Source organism: Stenotrophomonas sp. SORGH_AS_0282 (genome assembly GCF_030818125.1).
Classification (GTDB): domain Bacteria; phylum Pseudomonadota; class Gammaproteobacteria; order Xanthomonadales; family Xanthomonadaceae; genus Stenotrophomonas; species Stenotrophomonas rhizophila_A.
The window spans coordinates 908,260-928,793 of record NZ_JAUTAB010000001.1; the positions used below are offsets into that span (position 1 = coordinate 908,260).

General features: G+C 67.5%; 16 protein-coding genes. 11 read left to right on the forward strand and 5 right to left on the reverse strand.

The genetic code is table 11. The features are described from left to right. Positions 1-64: 64 nt before the first annotated feature. The 3 genes from QE395_RS03955 to tkt all read left to right on the forward strand — a co-directional run bounded on the left by QE395_RS03955 (position 65) and on the right by tkt (position 4,059). Entirely contained in the window at positions 65-1,390 is a 1,326-nt protein-coding gene (locus QE395_RS03955) for a dicarboxylate/amino acid:cation symporter (protein ID WP_095363603.1), read from the forward strand. Positions 1,391-1,473: 83 nt separating this feature from the next. Further along, positions 1,474-1,893: a hypothetical protein gene (locus QE395_RS03960; protein WP_306987614.1), complete on the forward strand. Its 420-nt coding sequence runs from the start codon at positions 1,474-1,476 to the stop codon at positions 1,891-1,893. A 156-nt stretch (positions 1,894-2,049) separates the two neighbouring features. Continuing rightward, entirely contained in the window at positions 2,050-4,059 is a 2,010-nt protein-coding gene (gene tkt, locus QE395_RS03965) for a transketolase (RefSeq protein ID WP_306987615.1), read from the forward strand. 72 nt (positions 4,060-4,131) lie between these two features. Here tkt and QE395_RS03970 read toward each other — a convergent pair whose 3' ends face one another. Next, on the reverse strand, positions 4,132-6,081 hold the full coding sequence (locus QE395_RS03970) for an acetyl-CoA hydrolase/transferase C-terminal domain-containing protein (protein ID WP_306987616.1): 1,950 nt from the start codon (positions 6,079-6,081) through the stop codon (positions 4,132-4,134). A gap of 124 nt (positions 6,082-6,205) precedes the next feature. Here QE395_RS03970 and QE395_RS03975 point away from each other — a divergent pair, with 124 nt between their 5' ends. The 3 genes from QE395_RS03975 to QE395_RS03985 are packed head-to-tail and all read left to right on the forward strand — an operon-like array spanning position 6,206 to position 8,365. After that, positions 6,206-6,571 (forward strand): BlaI/MecI/CopY family transcriptional regulator, encoded by a 366-nt coding sequence (locus QE395_RS03975; protein WP_095363665.1) that lies wholly within the window; start codon positions 6,206-6,208, stop codon positions 6,569-6,571. After that, positions 6,564-7,802, forward strand: a complete 1,239-nt coding sequence (locus QE395_RS03980; RefSeq protein ID WP_306987617.1) for a TonB family protein — start codon at positions 6,564-6,566, stop codon at positions 7,800-7,802. The genes QE395_RS03975 and QE395_RS03980 overlap by 8 nt, the downstream gene beginning before the upstream one ends. Before the next feature lie 8 nt (positions 7,803-7,810). Then, positions 7,811-8,365 (forward strand): hypothetical protein, encoded by a 555-nt coding sequence (locus tag QE395_RS03985; RefSeq protein WP_306990411.1) that lies wholly within the window; start codon positions 7,811-7,813, stop codon positions 8,363-8,365. A gap of 20 nt (positions 8,366-8,385) precedes the next feature. Here QE395_RS03985 and QE395_RS03990 read toward each other — a convergent pair whose 3' ends face one another. From QE395_RS03990 to QE395_RS04005, 4 genes are all read right to left on the reverse strand, one after another. After that, positions 8,386-9,186, reverse strand: coding sequence for an MBL fold metallo-hydrolase (locus QE395_RS03990; RefSeq protein WP_306987618.1), 801 nt, complete (start codon positions 9,184-9,186; stop codon positions 8,386-8,388). A 9-nt stretch (positions 9,187-9,195) separates the two neighbouring features. Continuing rightward, a complete protein-coding gene (locus tag QE395_RS03995; protein WP_249833026.1) occupies positions 9,196-10,011 on the reverse strand; it encodes a S1/P1 nuclease in 816 nt (271 codons plus the stop codon). A gap of 61 nt (positions 10,012-10,072) precedes the next feature. Further along, positions 10,073-11,863, reverse strand: a complete 1,791-nt coding sequence (locus QE395_RS04000) for an ankyrin repeat domain-containing protein (protein WP_306987619.1) — start codon at positions 11,861-11,863, stop codon at positions 10,073-10,075. Between the two features lie 325 nt (positions 11,864-12,188). After that, a complete protein-coding gene (locus tag QE395_RS04005) occupies positions 12,189-12,815 on the reverse strand; it encodes an OmpW family outer membrane protein (protein ID WP_249833024.1) in 627 nt (208 codons plus the stop codon). Between the two features lie 200 nt (positions 12,816-13,015). Between QE395_RS04005 and gap the strand changes: the two genes are divergently transcribed. From gap to QE395_RS04030, 5 genes are all read left to right on the forward strand, one after another. Beyond that, entirely contained in the window at positions 13,016-14,020 is a 1,005-nt protein-coding gene (gap, locus tag QE395_RS04010) for a type I glyceraldehyde-3-phosphate dehydrogenase (protein WP_068854751.1), read from the forward strand. Between the two features lie 394 nt (positions 14,021-14,414). Then, on the forward strand, positions 14,415-17,072 hold the full coding sequence (locus QE395_RS04015) for a DUF2339 domain-containing protein (protein ID WP_306987620.1): 2,658 nt from the start codon (positions 14,415-14,417) through the stop codon (positions 17,070-17,072). Next, positions 17,069-18,430, forward strand: a complete 1,362-nt coding sequence (locus QE395_RS04020) for a DUF3999 domain-containing protein (protein ID WP_306987621.1) — start codon at positions 17,069-17,071, stop codon at positions 18,428-18,430. The genes QE395_RS04015 and QE395_RS04020 overlap by 4 nt, the downstream gene beginning before the upstream one ends. A 92-nt stretch (positions 18,431-18,522) precedes the next feature. Next, positions 18,523-19,698, forward strand: a complete 1,176-nt coding sequence (locus tag QE395_RS04025; RefSeq protein WP_306987622.1) for a phosphoglycerate kinase — start codon at positions 18,523-18,525, stop codon at positions 19,696-19,698. Then, positions 19,698-20,384 carry an HAD hydrolase-like protein gene (locus tag QE395_RS04030; protein ID WP_306987623.1) on the forward strand — a complete coding sequence of 229 codons (687 nt, stop codon included), beginning with the start codon at positions 19,698-19,700 and terminating at the stop codon, positions 20,382-20,384. Before QE395_RS04025 ends, QE395_RS04030 begins: the two co-directional genes overlap by 1 nt. Positions 20,385-20,534 lie beyond the last annotated feature (150 nt).

The window sequence follows — 20,534 nt, forward strand, 5'->3', positions numbered from 1 at the left end:
GCCCCCGGGCCGGGTTGGCCGGCTTTGCTAAGCTCTTTCTCTAATTTTCAAGGAACACCGCTCCATGACTGAGGCCGCAACGACCCGGCAGAAGCTGCCATTGCATTGGAAAATGGGCATTGGCTTCGGGCTTGGCCTGCTGCTGGGGCTGATCGTGCACGCCGTCGGGCCGGGCATTCCCTGGCTGCCCGATGCCGCCCGCGCGGTGATGACCTACCTGACCACGCCGCTGTCGGGCCTGTTCCTCAACCTGATCTTCATGCTGATCGTGCCGCTGATCTTCTCGGCGCTGGTGATGGGCGTGTCGGAGATGGGCGACATCCGCTCGCTCGGCCGGATCGGCTGGAAGACCCTGGCCTACACCGTGCTGCTGTCGGGCATCGCGGTTGGCCTGGGCCTGGTGCTGGTGAACGTGCTCAAGCCGGGCGTGGGCGTGGACCCGGCCATGGCCCAGCAGCTGCTGCACGAGAACGTCGAGCGCAGCCGCGAGATCGTGGCCAACATCGGCGAGCAGCCCAAGGGCATGGACATGCTGCTGTCGATCGTGCCCAGCAACGTGCTGGCCGCCGCCTCCAGCAACGGCGCGATCCTGTCGCTGATGTTCTTCGCGCTGATGTTCGGCATCGGCATGGTGCTGTCGCCGGATGAGAAGACCGCGCCGCTGCGCAAGGTCATCGAAGGCGTGTTCGAAGTCTCGATGACCCTGATCAACCTGGTCATCCGCCTGGCGCCATACGCGGTGGCCTGCTTCATGTTCAACCTGGCCGCGATCTTCGGCTTCGACCTGCTGATCCGCCTGGGCGCCTACGTGGGCGTGGTGGTGCTGGCGCTGGCACTGCACATGGTGGTGACCTACGGTGCGGCGGTGTGGCTGTCGGGGCGTTCGCCGCTGGCGTTCTTCCGCGATACCCAGGAGGCCACGGTGATGGCGTTCTCCACCGCCTCCAGCAATGCCACCCTGCCGACCGCGCTGCGCGTGGCCGACCAGATGGGGCTGCCGCAGAAGGTATCGCGCTTCGTGCTGACCGTGGGCGCCACCGCCAACCAGAACGGCACCGCGCTGTTCGAGGGCGTGACGGTGATCTTCCTGGCGCAGTTCTTCGGCGTGGACCTGAGCATCACCCAGCAGCTGATGGTGATGGTGGTCTGCATCCTGGGTGGCATCGGCACCGCCGGCGTGCCGTCCGGCTCGCTGCCGGTGGTGGCGATGATCTGCGCCATGGTCGGCGTCGACCCGATGGGCATCGGCCTGATCCTGGGCGTGAACCACTTCCTGGACATGTGCCGCACCGCGCTCAACGTCACCGGCGATCTGGCCCTGACCACCCTGGTAGCCAAGGGCGAAAGTGATGAAAGTCACATTCCCGGGCCTGTCGCGCCGCGCGATTGAATGCGAGGTTGATGCCATGGATACTGGCCCGGCGCATGGAAGGCGCCGGGTCGGCGTCGTGCGGGGAAAGGAGAATCACATTCATGAAGAAGTATCTGATGGTGGCCGTGCTCGGCCTGCTGGCGTTCGATGCCAGCGCGAAGTCGGAATGCCCGAACTACAAGCAGGAAGGCAGTTATTTCGCGGGCCGCAAGTTCACCAACTGGGATGTTGTTCCGGTGTCTGCGGACGTGGCGTACAAGCGCATCAAGGTGGAAGGCGTGAGCTCGGGCTTGACCCTGAAGTCGGAAGACAAGGAAGCAGGGCTGCTGATGTTCGAGCAGAACGCCAGCGGCTCCAACGGCCAGGTCACCCTACCGTGGAACGTGGTGATCACCCCGCAGGGAGCGACGTCCTCCAAGGTCATGGTCACCAAGCTGACCCCGGGTGGCTACGCTACCGGTGAGAAGTTCCAGCGTGAATCGACCTGTGCGGTGATCAATTCGGCCACCGGCGAGGCCTGATCCACGACGTCCAGGCTGAAACGCCCCGCCCAGCGGGGCGTTTTCGTTGGTGTACCGCAGCCGTCTTCACACACACGGGCAGCCTGACCCGCCCGGTGGACTGTGGGACAATGAGTGGCCCGCAGCCAGCGGGAGCCTCCCGACCCCGACAGAACCATGACGCAGCCCACCCGCCGCCAGTTGGCCAACGCCATCCGCTTCCTTGCCGCTGATGCGGTCGAAACCGCCAAGTCCGGGCATCCCGGCATGCCGATGGGCATGGCAGATATCGCGGAAGTCCTCTGGAACGACTATCTCCGTCACAACCCGAACAATCCGAAGTGGTTCAACCGCGACCGCTTCGTGCTGTCCAACGGCCACGGCTCGATGCTGCAGTACGCGTTGCTGCACCTGAGCGGCTACGACCTGCCGATCGAACAGCTCAAGCAGTTCCGCCAGCTCGGCAGCAAGACCGCCGGCCACCCCGAACACCATGAAACCCCCGGGGTGGAAACCACCACCGGTCCGCTCGGCCAGGGCCTGGCCAACGCGGTCGGTTTCGCGCTGGCCGAAAAGCTGCTGGCCCAGCGCTACAACCGCCCCGAGCACGAGATCGTCGACCACCGCACCTGGGTGTTCCTGGGCGACGGCTGCCTGATGGAAGGCATTTCCCACGAAGCGGCCTCGCTGGCCGGTACCTGGGGCCTGGGCAAGCTGGTCTGCTTCTGGGACGACAACCACATCTCCATCGACGGCAACACCGCCGGCTGGTTCACCGACAACACCCCCGAGCGTTTCGAAGCCTATGGCTGGAACGTGGTGCGCGGCGTCGATGGCCACGACCCGGAAAACATCAAGGCCGCAATCGACAGCGCGCTGTCGCAGTCCGACAAGCCGACCCTGATCTGCTGCCGCACCACCATTGGTTTCGGTTCGCCGGGCAAGGCCGGCAAGGAATCCAGCCACGGCGCACCGCTGGGCAAGGATGAGCTGGAAGCCACCCGCAAGCAGCTGGGCTGGAACTACGGCCCGTTCGAGATCCCTGAAGAGATCTACGCCGGCTGGCGTGCCGGTGGTACCGGCACCGTGCGCCAGGCCGAGTGGGACCAGCAGTTCGACAAGTACGCCGCGCAGTTCCCGGCCGAAGCCGAAGAACTGACCCGCCGTTCGCAGGGCGAGCTGCCGGCCGATTTCGTCGCCAAGGCCGATGCCTACATCGCCCAGGTCCAGGCCGAAGGCCAGACCATCGCCTCGCGCAAGGCCTCGCAGCTGGCCATTGAAGCCTTCGCGCCGCTGCTGCCGGAGCTGGTGGGTGGTTCGGCTGATCTGGCGCACTCCAACCTGACCCTGTGGAAGGCCAGCAAGTCGGTCGCCACTGACGACCCAAATGCCAACTACGTGTACTACGGCGTGCGCGAGTTCGGCATGACCGCCATTGCAAATGGCCTGGCCCTGCATGGCGGCTTCATTCCGTTCGATGCCACCTTCCTGGTGTTCAGCGACTACGCCCGCAACGGCGTGCGCATGAGCGCGCTGATCCCGGCCCATGCCATCCACGTGTACACCCACGACTCGATTGGTCTCGGCGAAGACGGCCCGACCCACCAGCCGGTGGAGCACCTGGCCTCGCTGCGCTACATCCCGAACAACGATGTGTGGCGCCCGTGCGATGCGGTCGAATCGGCGGTCAGCTGGAAGGCGGCAATCACCCGCCAGGACGGCCCGAGCTGCCTGGTGTTCAGCCGCCAGAACCTGCCGCACCAGCCGCGCAGCACCGACCAGGTGGCACAGATCGCCCGGGGCGGTTACGTGCTGGCCGATGCCGAAGGCGGCGTACCCGACGTGATCCTGATCGGTACCGGTTCGGAAGTGGGCCTGGCCGTGGCCGCCAAGGCCGAGCTCGACGCCGCCGGGATCAAGACCCGCGTGGTCTCGATGCCGTCCACCGATGTGTTCGAGCGCCAGGATGCGGCCTACCGTGAATCGGTGCTGCCCAACGCGGTGCGCAACCGCGTGGCGGTCGAAGCCGGCGTCACCGGTTTCTGGCGCCAGTACGTGGGCCTGGACGGTGCGGTGATCGGTATCGACACCTTCGGCGCATCGGCCCCGGCTGAAGCGCTGTACAAGCACTTCGGCATCACCACCGATGCGGTGGTGGCTGCTGCGAAGGCGCAGCTGGCCGGGTAAGGGCAAGCAACCGACGTAGTCCAGACGGCGCTTCCCGGAACGGAAGCGCCGTTTTCATTTGTCCGCGTTGCGTTACGCGGTGCGCGCCAAGCCCAACCGCACCAGACGCGCTTCAACTTGCTCGCCGAACGTCTTCGGCGCATCCAATCCCATCCGCTGCAGGTACACCACGTCGCCATCGCCGGCTGGCTGGGTAAACGCGGCCAGCACCGTGCGCAGCTTCGTGCCCCGCGTCTGCGTGTTCTGCTTCAGCCAGCCCAGCGCCTTCACCAGGTGCTGCTCCACTTCGGTGAAATCGCTGCCCAGCGGGTAATCGGGCAGGGCGCCGGACTGCCGGAACGGCGCCAGCGATGCACTCACCGCGGCGGCCGTATTGCGTCGTGCCCAATGCTCCGGCGCGACAAAATCATTCGCCAGCTTCTTCGAGGCCTTCGCCGTCTGCAGCAGGTTGGCCTGGAAATCCGCATCGGTGATCGCCGCCATGCCGGTCACACAGTCCTCGTCGGTGAGGTTGCGCAGGTCGGCGATGCCATATTCGTTGATGTAGATATCGCGCAGGTGGCGCGGAATCGTGGTGTGCCCGTAGTTCCAGCGCACGTTCGACTGCAGCGTGCCCTTGTCCTCGCGGATCGCGCGGAACATCAGGGCGCTGCGTGCTTCGGGCAGCGCGTGCGCCATCGCCACGAAGTTGTACTGGCCGCCCACGCCGGAGACCACGCGCCCGTCTTCCAGCGCATCGGACACCGCCGCACCCAGCGCGGTGGCCATCATGCAGGAGTTGAAGAAACGCGCATGTCTGCGCTGCAGCCGTTCCAGCGCTTCGTTGCCGCCATACAGCTGGTTGATCTCGCTGATCCGGCGCATGCCGATCGCGCGGGATTCCGCTTCCGGCAGGTCGCGCAGCCACTGGTAGAACTCCGGCGAGCCCAGGTAGAACGCGCCATGCAGGTATTCGCCTTCGGCGTCCAGCGTGGCGTGGTCGATGGTCAGCGTGCTGCCGCTTTCAATCCGCTCCATCAGCGCCAGGTCATCGTGCACCTTGCGTCGAATCACGCCAGTCTGCACCAGCCGGCGGAAGCCTTCGTTGAGCATCTCACTGCAGCCGTACAGACCCACCTCGAACGGCTCCAGGCCGCCGCATTCGAGCACCGTCGGGTGGCTGGCCAACGTCGGGTCCAGCGCGTGCAGGATCTGCCGGTAGCGGGCGTTGTCGGTGTGGCGCAGCACCAGCGCGTGGCTGATCGCATCGGCCAGCGTGCCGATGCCGATCTGCAGCGTGCCACCATCGCGGACCAGTGCGCTGGCATACAGCCCGATGGCGTAGTCCGCATCGCTGACCGGCTGGCGCGGCAGACCGAACAGCGCCGGATACGGCGCCGGCGGCGTGATCACCAGGTCGAAGAAGGACACATCCACCGTGGCCGAGCCGCCCAGGTAGGGCAGCTGCGGATCGATCTCGGCAATCAGCAGCGGGCGCGGCAGGCCGCGCGCCAGCATGGCGTCGATCGTGTCCTGGGTGATGTCGTTGTTGCAGGACAGCGACAGGCGCCGGTCGTCGGGCCGCATCGCCACTTTCTGCACGATCGCGTGCGGCGCGCGCTGCGCCACCGCATCGGCGGCATGGGTGTAGTTGAGGCTGGTGTAACCGCGCTGGGCCTGCGATGAACCGAGCAGCGCGCCGGACTGCATGTAGAACTCCTCCACCTGCACATGGTCGGGCAGGCGGTCGCGCACCATCGCATCGGCGTAGGCCAGGCGCGGGAAATCCTCGCCGAAATGACGCGCCGCGAACGGTGCCATGAAGCGCGCCTCCAGCCCGCCGCCGGCCTTGGGCGGGTTCAACGACAGCGCCGTATAGATCTGCAGCGGGCGCGATGGGTCGTTCTCGATCCGCGCATACAGCGCGTTGAGCAGCCGGTGCGGCTTGCCCAGTGCCAGCGGTGCGCCGATGCGCAGCGGCCCGTCAACACGCTGCAACAGCCAATCGGTGGCAGCGTCCAGGTCGGTGAGATGCTCGGTCATTCGGCGTTCCTGCAAAGTCTTGAAAAGCATTACAGCACTTCCGGCTTGAACGGACCGCGACGCAGGGGCTTGACATGGCCAAGGATTACGCGCGTAATCGATCCGTCGATTACGGATGTAAATGATGAGCCAGATCAGCGAAGCCGAAGCCGTTGTCATGGAAGTGCTCTGGAACCGGCACCCGCAGGGGGCCGACGAGGTGGTGGCGGCGCTGGCCGACCGCGACTGGGCAGAGCCCACCATCAAGACCCTGCTCAACCGCCTGCTTACCAAGGGCGCGATCAGCGCCAGCCGTGATGGCCGCCGCTATCTGTACTCGCCGGTGCTGCTGCGCCAGGCCTGGGTGGCCGAACAGAGCAGCGGCCTGCTGGACAAGCTGTTCGCCGGCCGGGTCGCGCCGTTGGTGGCCCATTTCAGCGAACGCGGCGAGTTGAGCGCGCAGGACATCGCCGAACTGAAGAAGCTGATCCAGGAGCTGGACCATGACTGAGCTGCTGCAGGGAGTGCTGCTGGCAAGCATGTGGGTGTCGATCGCCGTGGTGCTGCTGGCCGCGCTGCGCCCGCTGCTGCGCCGGCTGGGCGGCGCACCGCTGGTGTACCGGAGCTGGTGGCTGCTGCCGCTGGTGCTGCTGGCACCGCTGTTGCCACTGCCCGGCGTGCCACTCGTCGAGGCCACGCCGGTGCACGCGCTGGGGGCTGCGCTGCGTGCGCCGGAGCTGCCCGCCGACGCGGTGCTGTGGCCGGCTATGCTGGTCGCGCTGTGGGCGGCCGGCGCACTGCTGGCCGGCATCCGCCAGTGGCGTGGCCAGCGCCGTTTCGAGCGTGGCATGGGCGCGCTTCACCCGCGAAGCGATGGCAGCTGGCAGGCCAGCGCCGATCCCGGCCTGCCGGCCCTGGTGGGCCTGTGGTCACCGCGCGTGGTGGTCGGCCCGGATTTCGACCTGCGCTTCAGCGCGGCCGAACGCGCGCTGATCCTGCAGCATGAATGCCAGCATCGCCGGCACGGCGATCACTGGGCCAATGCCGCGCTGGCGCTGCTGCGCTGCCTGTTCTGGTTCCATCCGTTGTTGCCGTGGGCCTCGCGCCGCTTCCTGCGCGACCAGGAGCTGGCCTGCGACGCACGCACGGTCGACCCGTATCCGGCCTCGCGCCGGCTGTACGCCAACGCGCTGCTGAAGGCGCAGTTGGTCCACCCGGTTGCGCCCATGGCCTGCCACTGGCGTAGCCAACCGATGTTGAAGGAGCGAATTGCCATGATGAAGGAACACAAGCGCAGCGCGTTGCCGTGGGTGACCGGCCAGGTACTGGTGGTGGGGCTGTGCATGGGGCTGGGCGCGGTCGCCTGGGCCAGCCAGGCCGGCAGCGGCGGCAGCCCGGCGATCAGTGCCGAACCGTTCCAGTTCGCGCAGGAAGATGCGGCCAAGGCAGGGCTGGAGCGCCCGGTGACGATCGACAGGATGCCGCCGCCGAGCTATCCCGCCAGCGCGTTCGAAAACAACCAGAGCGGCGAAGTGGTGCTGCGGGTGGAGGTGGACGCACAGGGCAGGGTCAGCGATGTGCGCGTGCTCAGTGCCACCAACCCGGGCGTGTTCGACGCCGCGTCGATCGCTGCAGCCCGGCAGTGGACGTACCGTCCGGCGATGAAGGACGGCAAAGCGGTGGCGGCCGCGGTCCGCATTCCAGTGAACTTCGCCATGACTGAAACGGTGACCGGCCAGTGAGGTGGCAGCTGCCTGCGGCGGTTGCGCTCGTGGTGGGGGTGGCTGGCTGCGCCGGCCACGACCGCCTCACCACGGTGGATTCACGGGCCGAAACGGTCGGCCACCAGCGGCTGCGGGCTGACGCGACGGGAGGGCCGGGGCAGGTGGAGGCTTACACGCTCAAACCCAGCGAGGGCTACCGGATGCCGCAACTGTATGCGGCGCCGGACCCGGTGCTGGGGGACCGCGATCCGCGCCGGGAGTTGCCGCCCACCACGGTCTGCCTGCAGGTGGTGGTGAGCGCCGACGGCGCGGTGGAACGCAGCGTGCCGGTGAGTGATCGCAGTGAGTGCATTGCCGGCGCTGCAACCGAAAACCGGGTGCTGGTGGAAGCGGCACAGGAAGCGGTCGCGATGTGGCGCTACTCGCCTGCGGCGGTCTGCCACTTCGCGGCAGGCCGCCGCGCGCCGGCCGACCGCAGCGACTGTCGCGATGCCGAGCGGGTGGAGCCGGTGGCGGTGAGCCTGTTCTACGCTTTCACGTTCGAGATCGTGCACGGCCAGCACACGGTGAAGACGCGGTAAAACCACGCGCTGCGCGGTTTTTACGCCCCGCCCTGGATGTTCGCCTTTACCGACGGGTGCATCAACTTCGGCTCGGCAAGCGTGGCGTCGCGCGCTTGCCGGGTCGCTACGAACGCCGCCTCGCTCACCCCGTCATGCAGGTGGATGTTATGTGCGCGCTGCTCGCCGATGGTGGTTTCATTGGCGACCTCGCGCCCGCCCGGGCCGTAGTCGTGGCAGATGAACACCCGGGTGGCATCGGGCAGGGCAAGCAGGCGTTGGATCGAGCGGTACAGCACGGCGGCGTCGCCCCCGGGAAAATCACAGCGTGCCGTCCCGCCATCGGGCATGAACAGCGAATCGCCGGTGAACAGGGCATCACCGATCCGGTAGGCCACGCTGTCGCTGGTATGTCCGGGAACGGCAATGACCTCCGCTGCGATGCCACCCACGGCAAAGCGCTCGCCATCGGCGAACAGATGGTCGAACTGTGAGCCGTCGGTGGGCACGTCCAACCCGTAGCGCGGTGCGAAGGTGCGCTGCACCTCGACAATGCCGTCGCCCATCGCCAGCGTCGCCTGCGGCCACTGCTGCTTCAGCCAGCGCCCAGCGCTGACATGGTCGGCATGCGCATGCGTTTCCAGCAGCCAGCGCACCTCCAGCGCGTGTTCGCGCACATGCGCCAGCAGCGGCTGCAGCGCACCGGACCCGACCGCGTCGGTGTCCGGGTCGTAGTCCAGCACCGGGTCGATCACCGCCGCCTGCCGGGTGGCCGGGTCGTGCACCACGTAACTGAAGGTGTTGCTGTCCGGGTGGAAGAAACTGGCGACGTGCGGTGACATGGTGAAACCTCAGCGTTTACCCAACGTGTCGTTGAGCAGCACCGCCAGGCGTTCCCCGGCCAGGCGCAGTTCGGCTTCGGCGACCGGCAGGTACGTGGCGGTGTACTCGGGCGCCAGCGTACGCTTGGCCGGGTAAACGCCAGGTGCAATGGCGATGCGGCAGCTGGCCTCGGCCCACTGCACCGCATCGGTGCCGATCGCCGAGCGCTTGCCCACCTTGGGCGCCTTCAGCGCGGCCAAGCGCTGGGTATAGGCGTCATCGTCCAGCTTGAGCGTGTTCAGCATGCCGCTGTCCCAGAGCGAATGCAGGTTGGTGCCGCGCCCGTTGAACTGCACCTGGAAGTCATTGCCGCCCTTGTCATGGCCGTAACCGGCATGCATGGGCTGGTGGATGTCGCCGACGAAATGCACGACGAACTTGAGTGCCTGCGCGCGTTCGGCATCGGGGCGGCTGCGATCGCCCAGGATGGCGGTCTGGGTCTTCAACGCTTCCACCACGCAGTTGCCATTGCGGCAGTTGCGCTCGACCTCGTAGTGGCAATCATCCTCGCCAATGTTCACGTAATGCCAGCCGGCCGAACGCTTGCCAAGGCCGGGATCTTTGGCGCGCAGTTCATCGGCCCACGGCGCAATGGAGGCCAGGGTGGCGCCCGGCTCGGTGGCCAGCAGCCGTGCCACTTCGGCGCGGGTCTGCGGAGACAGCTTGGCCTCGGCCACGCGGGCCACCAGGCGGTGGCCCTGCGCGCCCCAGGCAAGGGCGTCGGTGGAAACCAGGACAAGCGCTGCTACCAGCGCAGAGGAGCACAACAGGGATGAAATCTTCATCCGCCCATTCTACCGGCGCCACCTGCACCGGACATGTTCTGGATCTGGCTGTCCGCGCCTCCTACAACGCGCGTGCGGGCGGGAAGGCAAGTGACGGAGCCAGTACCCTCCGCGAATGCCGCGCCGTGCGCCCGGTCGACGGCGATGGATCATTGGCAGCGTCAGCGACCTGCGCCGGACCGACCGGCAGGGCCGCGGTGATCTGCGGCAACGGCTGGGACTGCCGTTGCGGTTGCAGCCAGCCGCGCAGGAGCCGCAGCAGCGGCGCAAACTTTTCCCTTTCGTAGGGTGAGAAGACAGCGACCGCGGCGGACAGATGGTCGGTCGCAGCGGCCACCCACGCCGGATCGGGCCCCGCCGACAGCAGTGCTGCGACCGTTTCCAGGTGCGCCTCACGCATGGCCAGCGCCAACGGGCTGCGCTCGGGGCTGGGCCCTTCGTGCAGCCGTACGGAACCTGCCGGCGCATGCCGCAGCAACAGCCACACCATCGCAGCGTGACCGCGGGCTGCAGCCAGTTGCAGTAGATCGTTGTTTGCCGGGTCCAGCCTCAGTCCACTCTCCAGCAGGTACGTGGCCAGATCGACGCGATCCCAATGCACCGCCGTGGCCAATACCGAATGGAAGTCCACCGCCTGCACCGCCGTGCCCATGTCGGCGGCGAGCGTGACCTGCGCCTTCCAGTGCGCATGCAGGCGGAGGAACATGTCGGTCTGCCCATTGACGACCAGCCACTTGAAATCGGTTGTCTTCACGCTGGCGCCGGCCTCGATCAGCAGTTCCGCGCAGCGCTCATGGGAATGCCTGAGTGCCAGGCCCAACGCGGTGTCGCCGTAGTGCGGGGAGATCCGATCCAGGTCGATCTTGCCGGCAGCGGCGTCCAGCAGCGCCTTCAGTCGTTCCGGCTTGTTGGCCATGACAGCCAGATGCACCGCGCCATAGGCGCCTGCGTTCGGGTTGCCGTCGTGGGTGTTGCCCATCACCAGCTTCTTGATGACCGCAACACTGGACGGTTTGAACAGGTAGTCGCGGGCCGATGTCCGCGTGTCTACATGGCAGCGCATTTCCAGCGCCGTATACGGGGCTGGCCGGGGAGTGGCGGCGATCTCCATCCGCTGTTCCGCATTTCGTTTGAGTCCGCTGCTGAAGGCTTCCACATGACTGGAACACCACACCCCGAGCGTGTTGACCAAGGTACTCAATGCGGTGTCGCCGCTCGTACGATGGCCAGGAAGTTCAAAGCTGGGCAGGGCGTAGGCGGTCACCGCCCGCCCCGGGCCAGCGCCCGTGTTGGCCGGCGCAAGCGCGGTGTCGTGCGGGCGCACGAGGCCGCTGGGAGGTGCGGCCATGGCGCGCGCCAGCGTATTGCGCAGGCCCGAGAAGGCACTTGCCGTAGTGCCGCGTGCACGGGCATCCGGCGTGGCGGCAACGGCAGCAGGCGGTATCGCAACAGCGGCTGCTTCCGGCAGCTCCGACCGGACCTGATCGGTCTGGCCGGCCAGGGCCTGCTCTATCCTCTCGATCTGGCTGCGGCACTGGGCGCGCGCCAGTGCGTCGTGCAGCGTCGCGTGCTCCTGCTTCAACAGGGTCAGCGCGCAGCGCATGCCGTCTATTTCGGACCCGGACAGTTGCTCCAGCTCCCCGATCTGCGTGGCGTCGGTGACCTGTTCGATCTGGATGCTGCGATTGGGGAGCGGCACGCCCCGCGTCCGCGTCGGCGCTGGGGGATTGCAGACATCACGGATCTGGCGCATGGCAGGGGACATCTGTCTGCCGAGCTGGGCCAGGCCGACGGCCAGGCCGGACAGGGTGGGACGCGCACGCACGGCGGTGTGGGTGGAGATTCGATCCATAGTGATTCCAGGAAGACCAAGCGAAATGGAGGAAACGCCGATGGGAGGCGGCGTCGCATGGTCCCGGCACGGATGTAGATCAGCGATGAATCGTTGCAGCTTCCGTCAACGCGCAGGGATGCTGCACGTGACGGAACAGGCGTGGGTCTCGGATCGGGACCCGTGCGGGTGGGCGACGCCGATGCCGTGATTGATGCTGTTTATCGAAATGATCGTTCTCATTGAAGCGACGATGAACGATGGCGGCGCGAGGCGCTAAGAAAATCCCCGGCCAAGGCCGGGGAAATGCGTTGCTGCGAGGTTGGGAGCGGCGCTGACCGGTGGGTCAGAACTTGAACACGTAAGACACGCCGTAGGCCAGCGGGTCGATCTTGACGGTGCCCAGCTTGGTGCCATCCAGCTTGACGTCGCTGTCGATGTCGATCCAGCGCACGTCGACGCGCAGGGCGCCCTTGTCGGCGATGGCGAAGTCGACGCCGGCGTGCGCGGCCAGGCCCCACGAGTCTTCCAGCTTGAGGCTGCTGCCGGCCAGGGCGCCGCCGGTTTCTTCGCTGAAGAAGGTGGTGTAGTTCAGGCCGGCGCCGAGGAACGGGGACACCTTGCCCTTGCCGTTGAAGTGGTACTGCAGGGACACCACCGGCGGCAGGTGCTTGGTGCTGCCAACGCGGCCCAGGCCGTCGATGTTGATGTCGTGCTTGAACGGCAGGGCGGCCAGAAGCTCGATGCCCAGGTTGTCGGCGATGAAGTACTCGCCGGTGATGGTGGGCTTGATGTCACTGTCTACGTCGACCTTGAGGCCGCCGGCCAGGGTGCCGTTGTTGGACTTGGGGGCCACCTGGTGCACGCCGGCGGCCAGGGTCCAGTCGCCCTTGGACTGGGCCATGGCGGGGCTGGCGGCCAGGGCGAGGGCGGCGGCGAGGCTGGCGGGCAGGAGGAGGGAGGGGGTGCGCATGGTGCGTTCTCGTGGCGGGGTGGAATGGGGCCAGTTTTCCCGTCCGGGCCTTGGCGCGCCTTGATCCGGATCAATCCACGATTTTTACGGGTGTAACCGCTTCCCATCACGATGCCGGGGGCCGGGGTGGGTCGGGCTTTGATAGAATGGCGGCCCTTTCCATCGGCGCCGCTCTGTCGCGGCTGCAGGAGCTTGTGAACATGGCAATCAAGGTTGGCATCAACGGTTTCGGTCGCATCGGGCGCAACGTGCTGCGTTCGGCGGTGCTGAATTTCGGTAATGACATCGAAATCGTGGCCATCAACGATCTGCTGGAGCCGGATTACCTGGCGTACATGCTGAAGTACGACTCGGTGCATGGCCGCTTCAAGGCAGACGTGGAAGTGTCGGGCAGCGACCTGCTGGTCAATGGCAAGAAGATCCGCCTGACCCAGGAACGCGATCCCGCCAACCTGAAGTGGGACGAGGTCGGCGTGGACGTGGTGATCGAGTCCACCGGCCTGTTCCTGACCAAGGAAACGGCGCAGAAGCACATCGATGCGGGCGCGAAGAAGGTGATCCTGTCGGCACCGTCGAAGGACGATACGCCGATGTTCGTGTTCGGTGTGAACGACAAGACCTATGCGGGCGAGGCAATCATCTCCAACGCATCGTGCACCACCAACTGCCTGGCGCCGCTGGCCAAGGTGATCAACGACAAGTGGGGCATCAAGCGTGGCCTGATGACGACGGTGCACGCGGCGACGGCCACCCAGAAGACCGTGGACGGCCCGTCGAACAAGGACTGGCGTGGTGGCCGCGGCATCCTGGAAAACATCATTCCGTCGTCGACGGGTGCGGCCAAGGCCGTGGGCGTGGTCATTCCGGAACTGAACAAGAAGCTCACCGGCATGAGCTTCCGCGTGCCGACGTCGGACGTGTCGGTGGTCGACCTGACGGTGGAGCTGGAGAAGGAAGCCACGTACGCCGAGATCTGCGCGGAAGTGAAGGCGCAGAGCGAAGGCGCGCTGAAGGGCATCCTGGGCTACACCGAAGACAAGGTCGTGGCGACCGATTTCCGCGGTGAAACCCACACGTCGGTGTTCGATGCCGACGCCGGCATCGCCCTGGACAGCACGTTCGTGAAGCTGGTGTCCTGGTACGACAACGAGTGGGGCTATTCGAACAAGTGCCTGGAAATGGCCAAGGTCGTCGCCGCGAAGTAATCGCTGCGTACGGATCTGAAAGAACGGCGGACTTCGGTTCGCCGTTTTTTTTTGGTCGGTACTCGTTGATGGCGCGTGTCGCCGGCCTTCGTCCGGCTGCTGATGATTCTGGGCGAACAGCCTTCGTTTGCCAGATCCTTGGAGGGGGCCGCCGGGTGCGGGGGTACGGGACACGCCGTGAACCCATCCATGGGGGCTTGGCAAAAACATCCATGTTTTTGACAGTCCCGTACCCCCGCACCCGGCGACCCCTGGCCGGTGGGTCGGTGGCCACGGGAAAGCGGTAGGTACCCCTCTGAGCGGTCTTCCCCCCGATTCAGTTAGCATGATCCCGCTGCCGCTGGCGCCATGCTTGTCTTGATGGGCCGCGGCGTTCCCTTGAGGATGACGCGGAATGGAAGCTTTGATTGTCCTGGCGGTACTGGTGCTGTTGGCCGTGCCGGTGTTGCTGATCGTGGCGTTGGTGATGATTTCCGGGCTGCGCCGAAGGGTGGCTGCCTTGGAGCAGGCACGTAGCGACAGTGCCCATCCGGCGGCCCAGCCGGCGGTGAGTGCTGTATGGGAAGAGCGCCCGTATGCGCCGGCCCCCGTTCCCGCGCCCGCGCCTGCGCCAGAGGTGCCACTGGCCGTCGCTGAGCCGGTGCCCGAGCCGTTCGCGGCGGCTGCGCGGGTTGCGCCGCCGCCGCTGCCCTCCGCTGCTGTCTCCGAACCCGAACCCTTCGTGCCGCCGCCGCCGCGTGGGCCGGACCTGGGCGAGCGGATCGTGGGGACGATCAAGCGCTGGTTCACCGAGGGCAACGTGCCGGTCAAGATCGGCATGCTGGTGCTGCTGGCGGGTGTGGCGGCGCTGCTGAAGTATGCGAGCGACCAGGGTTGGCTCAATGCGCCGATCGAGCTGCGGCTGGCGGCGATTGCGGCCGGGGCGCTGGCGGGGCTGGTGTTCGGCTGGGTGCAGCGCGAGCGTCGGCGGATGTTTGCGCTGGCGTTGCAGGGCGGTGCGATTGGCATCCTGCTGCTGACGATCTTCGCGGCGTTCAAGCGCTATGACCTGATCGATCCGGGTATCGCGTTCGCGCTGAGCATCGTGCTGATTGCGGGCATGGGGGTGCTGGCGGTGGTGCAGAACTCTCGCACGCTGGCAGTACTGGGTATCCTGGCCGGGTTCATGGCGCCCATCTGGCTGTCCACCGGCAGCGGCAATCATGTGGCGCTGTTCTCGTATTACGCGGTGCTCAATGCGGCCATCCTCGCCATTGCGTGGTGGCGGCCGTGGCGCGCGCTCAACCTGCTGGGTTTTGCCTTTACGTTTGGCATCGGTACCACGTGGGGGGTGCTGCAGTACAACGCGGACAAGTTCGGCAGTACCGAGCCGTTCCTGCTGCTGTTCTTTGCGTTCTACCTGGTCATTCCCATCCTGTACGCGCGCCGCCAGCCGGCGGAGAAGCGCGATCTGGTGGATGGCAGCCTGGTGTTTGGCACGCCGCTGATCGCGTTCTCGCTGCAGGCGGGCATGCTGCATGACGACCGGCTGCTGCTGGCGCTGTGCGCGCTGGGGGTGGCGGCGTTGTACGCGGGCCTCGCGTGGGCGCTGATCCGGCGGCCGCGCTATGCGGCGCTGGGGCAGTCGCATGCGGTGCTGGCGGTGGGCTTTGCCACGCTGGCGGTGCCGTTGGCGTTGTCTGCACGTGCCACGGCCAGTGTGTTCGCGCTGGAAGGCGCGGCGCTGGTGTGGCTGGGCCTGCGCCAGCAGCGCCTGCTGCCGCAGATCGCCGGCGCGCTGCTGCAGCTGGGTGCTGCGTTCGGCTTCGTGGTGGGGGCCGATTACTGGTTCAACGACGCCACGGCCATCGCCAACCCGACCTTCATGAGCGGGTTGCTGCTGGCGCTGGCCGGGTTTGCGTCGGCCTTCAGCTATCGCCGTGCCGGCCGCGACGCGCCGGCCATCGTGTACTACCTGTGGGGCCTGCTGTGGTGGCTGGGTGGCGCCAGCCATGAGATCACCCGGTTCGTTGCGTTCGACAGCCGCCCGGATGCGTTGCTGGCCGTGGTGGCCGTCACCGCATGGATCGCGGCGGAGGTGCACCGGCGCATGCCGGCGCGCGCGCTGGTGTTGACCACGCTGGCGATGCTGCTGTGCGCGTTCCCGCTGGCGCTGTGGCAGGTGGACATCCACCGCCAGCCCTTCGCCGGATATGGCGCGCTGGCTTGGACGGTGTTCGCGGTGCTTGGGGTGCGCAGCCTGTGGTGCCTGCGCGGCGGCCAGGACCGTGCGGCGGTGGCGGCGCAGTTCATCTGGTGGCTGCTGTGGCCGACGGTGCTGTCGCTGGCTGCATCGTGGCTGGCCGACCGCTTCGAGCTGGCCCAGGGCTGGGCGCTGGCGGCGACGCTGCTGCCGTGGCTGGCAGTGGTGTTCATCGCGCTGCAGCGCTGGCGCTGGTTGACGGTGCCGTTGGGCGAGCGCTTCAACGTGGCGCGCCCTGCGTTGCAGTGCACGCTGTTTGCGGTGCTGGGGCTGGCGTGGATCGGCTTCCTGTTTGCCCCGGGCGCGGCGTGGCCGCTGCCGTGGGTGCCCGTGTTCAACCCGCTGGAGCTGGCGCAGCTGGCCGTGCTGGCGTTGCTGGCGCGGTGGCTGTGGCGCGGCGATGCGCCCGCAGCGCTGCAGGCGCGCCGCGTGCCGCTGCTGGCGCTGGCCGGCTTCGTTGCGCTGACCAGCATCACCCTGCACGCCGTGCACCATTGGGGCGGGGTGTCGTGGGACGGGCGGCTGTGGTCGTCCACGCTGGCACAGACCAGTTTGACGGTGGTGTGGAGTGTGCTCGGCGTGATCAGCTGGGTGTGGGGTTCGCGCCGCGGGCAGCGCGCCCTGTGGCTGGTGGGTGCGGTGCTGATGGGCGTGGTGCTGGCCAAGCTGGTGCTGATCGACCGGCAGCACCTGGGCAACCTGCTTGGTATTTCTTCCTTCATCGCCTACGGCCTGCTGTGCACGGTCGTGGGTTATCTGGCGCCGGCGCCGCCGCGGGCGCCGGACCCCATCGTGGAGCCGCAGCCGTGACCCTTCTTCATCGTGTGATCGCCATCGTGTCGCTCGCCGTGGCCACGCCCGCGCTGGCGGCCGATGCGCGCCAGGACTTCCGCGAGCAGTGGCCGCTGCAGTTGTCCGCCGCGCAGGCCGGTGCCTACCGGCTGATGCTGGGCGAGGCGCAGTACCGCAGCGCGGTGTCGCCCCAGTTGGCCGATGTGCAGGTGTTCAATGCGCAGGGCCAGGCCCTGCCGTCGGCGCTGTTCTCGGCCGACCAACCGCTGGCGCAGGCGGCCGAATGGCAGGCGCTGCCCTGGTTCCCGCTGCCGGCGCAGGGCGGTAGCGGCGGCGACGATCTGCAACTGCTGACCGAACGCAACACCGATGGCAGCGTGCGCCGCGTGGAAGCCCGGCTCGGCCGCAGCGTGGGCAACGCATCGCCGGGTGGCTGGCTGGTCGACGCCAGCGCGCTGCGCACCGGCGTGCAGGCCCTGCGCCTGGATTGGGAGGCGCCGCAGGCGCTGCAGGTGCGCGTGCGCGTGGACGCCAGCGACGACCTGCGCGACTGGCAGCGCGTGGCCGATGACGTGCCGCTGGTGGATCTGCAGCACGAGGGCCGACGGCTGCAGCAGCGCCGTATCGAGATCGGCCGCGAAGCGAAGTATTTCCGCATCGTGCCCACCGGCGGCGATGCGCTGCCGGCGCTGTCGGTGGTGCAGGCCGAACGCGTGGCCACGGCGCAGGCCATCGCGTGGCAGTGGCGCGCGCTGGGCGGTGCCACAGGCAAACCGAGGGAGTTCGAATACACCCTCGATGGCCGCTTCCCGATCGCGCAGGTGGACATCGCCACGCCGGACAACAGCGTGGTGCAGTGGACCCTGCTCAGCCGCGACGATGGCAACCAGCCCTGGCAGGTCCGCGCAGGGCCGTGGGTGGCCTACCAGCTGCAGGACGCCGACGCGCGCCGCCAGTCGCAGACCCAGTCGCTGGCCGTGCCCACGCGGGACCGCTTCTGGAAGCTCACCGCCGCGCAGGGCACGGCGGCGATGCCGGCGCCCACCTTGAAGCTGGGCTACCAGCCTGAGGCGCTGGTGTTCCTGAGCCAGGGCGAGCCGCCCTACAGCGTGGCCGCCGGCAGCGTGCGCGCGGCGCGTACCGATGCCCCGGTGGGCACGGTCATCGCACGCCTGCGCGAGCAGCAGGGCGCGCAGTGGCAACCGGCGCTGGCCACGGTGCAGGGCGCCGCGCAGCCGCTCGGCGGCGACGCGGCCGTGCAGCCGGTACGCGACTGGAAGCGCTGGCTGCTGTGGGGCCTGCTGGTGCTGGGCGTGCTCATCGTCGGCGGGTTCGCGGCCAGCCTGCTGCGACAGGCTGGCCGCGCCAGGGAGTGATGACCAACGGTCGTCACCTACCGGGATCGTTACAATGGGCGTCTGCGCCGTGCGCGGCGCCCTTTCCTTTTCCGCCAAAGAGTTGCTGCCCCATGTCCATCGTTCGCATGACCGACCTCGACCTTTCCGGCAAGCGCGTGCTGATCCGCCAGGACCTGAACGTGCCGATCGAAAACGGCCGCATCACCTCCGAGCAGCGCATCACCGCATCGTTGCCGACGTTGAAGCTGGCACTGGAAAAGGGCGCGGCGGTGATGGTGACCTCGCACCTGGGCCGCCCGCAGGAAGGCGTCTGGAGCGAAGCCGAATCGCTGGCCCCGGTGGCGCTGCGCCTGTCGCAGCTGCTGGGCGTGAACGTGCCGCTGGTGCGCGATTGGGTCGACGGCGTGGACGTGGCCCCGGGTTCGATCGTGCTGCTGGAAAACTGCCGCATGAACGTGGGCGAGGGCAAGGATGACGAAGCGCTGTCGCGCAAGTACGCCGCGCTGTGCGATGTGTTCGTGATGGACGCCTTCGGCACCGCGCACCGCGCCCAGGCCTCGACCCACGGCGTGATCCGCTTCGCCCCGGTCGCCGCCGGTGGCCCGCTGCTGATGGCCGAGCTGGACGCACTGGCCAAGGCACTGCTGGCTCCGGCCCAGCCGCTGCTGGCGATCGTGGCCGGCAGCAAGGTCAGCACCAAGCTGGAGCTGCTGGCCAACCTGGTCGGCAAGGTCGACCAGCTGATCGTGGGGGGCGGCATCGCCAACACCTTCATCGCCGCCGCCGGCTATCCGGTGGGCAAGTCGCTGTACGAGCCGGACCTGCTGGACACCGCGAAGAAGATCGTGGCCGATGCCAAGGCGCGTGGCGCCGATATTCCGCTGCCGACCGACGTGGTGGTGGCCAAGCAGTTCCTCCCGGATGCCGAAGCCACCGTCAAGGCGGTGGCTGACGTGGCCGAAGACGACCTGATCCTGGATATCGGCCCGCAGACCGCCCAGCACTACGCCGGGTTGATCGCCAAGGCCGGCACCGTGGTCTGGAACGGCCCGGTCGGCGTGTTCGAATTCGAATCCTTCAGCCACGGCACCCAGGCGCTGGCCCAGGCCATCGCCACCTCGCCGGCGTTCTCCATCGCCGGTGGCGGCGACACCCTGGCTGCGGTCGACAAGTACGACATCGCCGACCAGGTCAGCTACATCTCCACCGGCGGTGGCGCCTTCCTCGAGTTCCTCGAAGGCAAGACCCTGCCGGCAGTGGCCGCGCTCGAAGCCCGGGGCAACTGATGGCAATGGCATCGGGGGTGGCGCCGACTGGGCGCCACTTCGATGAACGCCGGGACACGCTGTTCTTTGACCTCGACGGCACCCTGAGCGACTCTGCGGTGGGCATCACCCAATGCGTGGCGCATGCGCTCACGGAAATGGGGCACCCGGTGCCGCCGCAGGAGGAGCTGCGGCGCTGGATCGGCCCGTCCCTGCGCACCAGCTTCGCGCCGCTGTTCGAGGATCCGGCCCAGGTGGAGCAGGCGGTGACGTATTACCGGGAACGCTTCGACGTGGTCGGCTGGCGCGAGCACGAGGTCTACCCGCGCATCGGCCAGGTCGTCCAGGCGCTGCACGCACGCGGCCACCGGCTGGCGATCGTCACCGCCAAGAACGAGCCGCATGCGCGGCGCATCGTCGAGCACCTGCCGTTTGGCGCGTGCTTCGAGGATGTCATCGGCGCCACCCCGGACGGCAGCCGCAGCGAAAAGCCCCAGCTGGTGGCCGAAGCGCTGCGGCGGCTGATGCTGCCGGCGTCGGAGTGCTGGATGATCGGTGACCGGCGCATGGATATCGAAGGCGCGCGCCACCACGGCATGCGCAACATCGGCGTGCTGTGGGGCTTTGGCGGTGCCGAAGAACTGCAGGCCGCCGGCGCGCTACACCTGGCGGCGACGCCGGATGCGCTGCTGTCGCTGATCGATTGAGCCACGCGGCGGCGCTCCGTACGCCGCCGCATGTCGTGACCCGGTCTGGTCCTGTCCTGAGCGGTCCGGATGGACTGTCTGCAGGACATCGGCGAAACCCAGACGTGACAATGCTGTAAACGTATTCATGGGACGTGAAGGGTGTGCTAA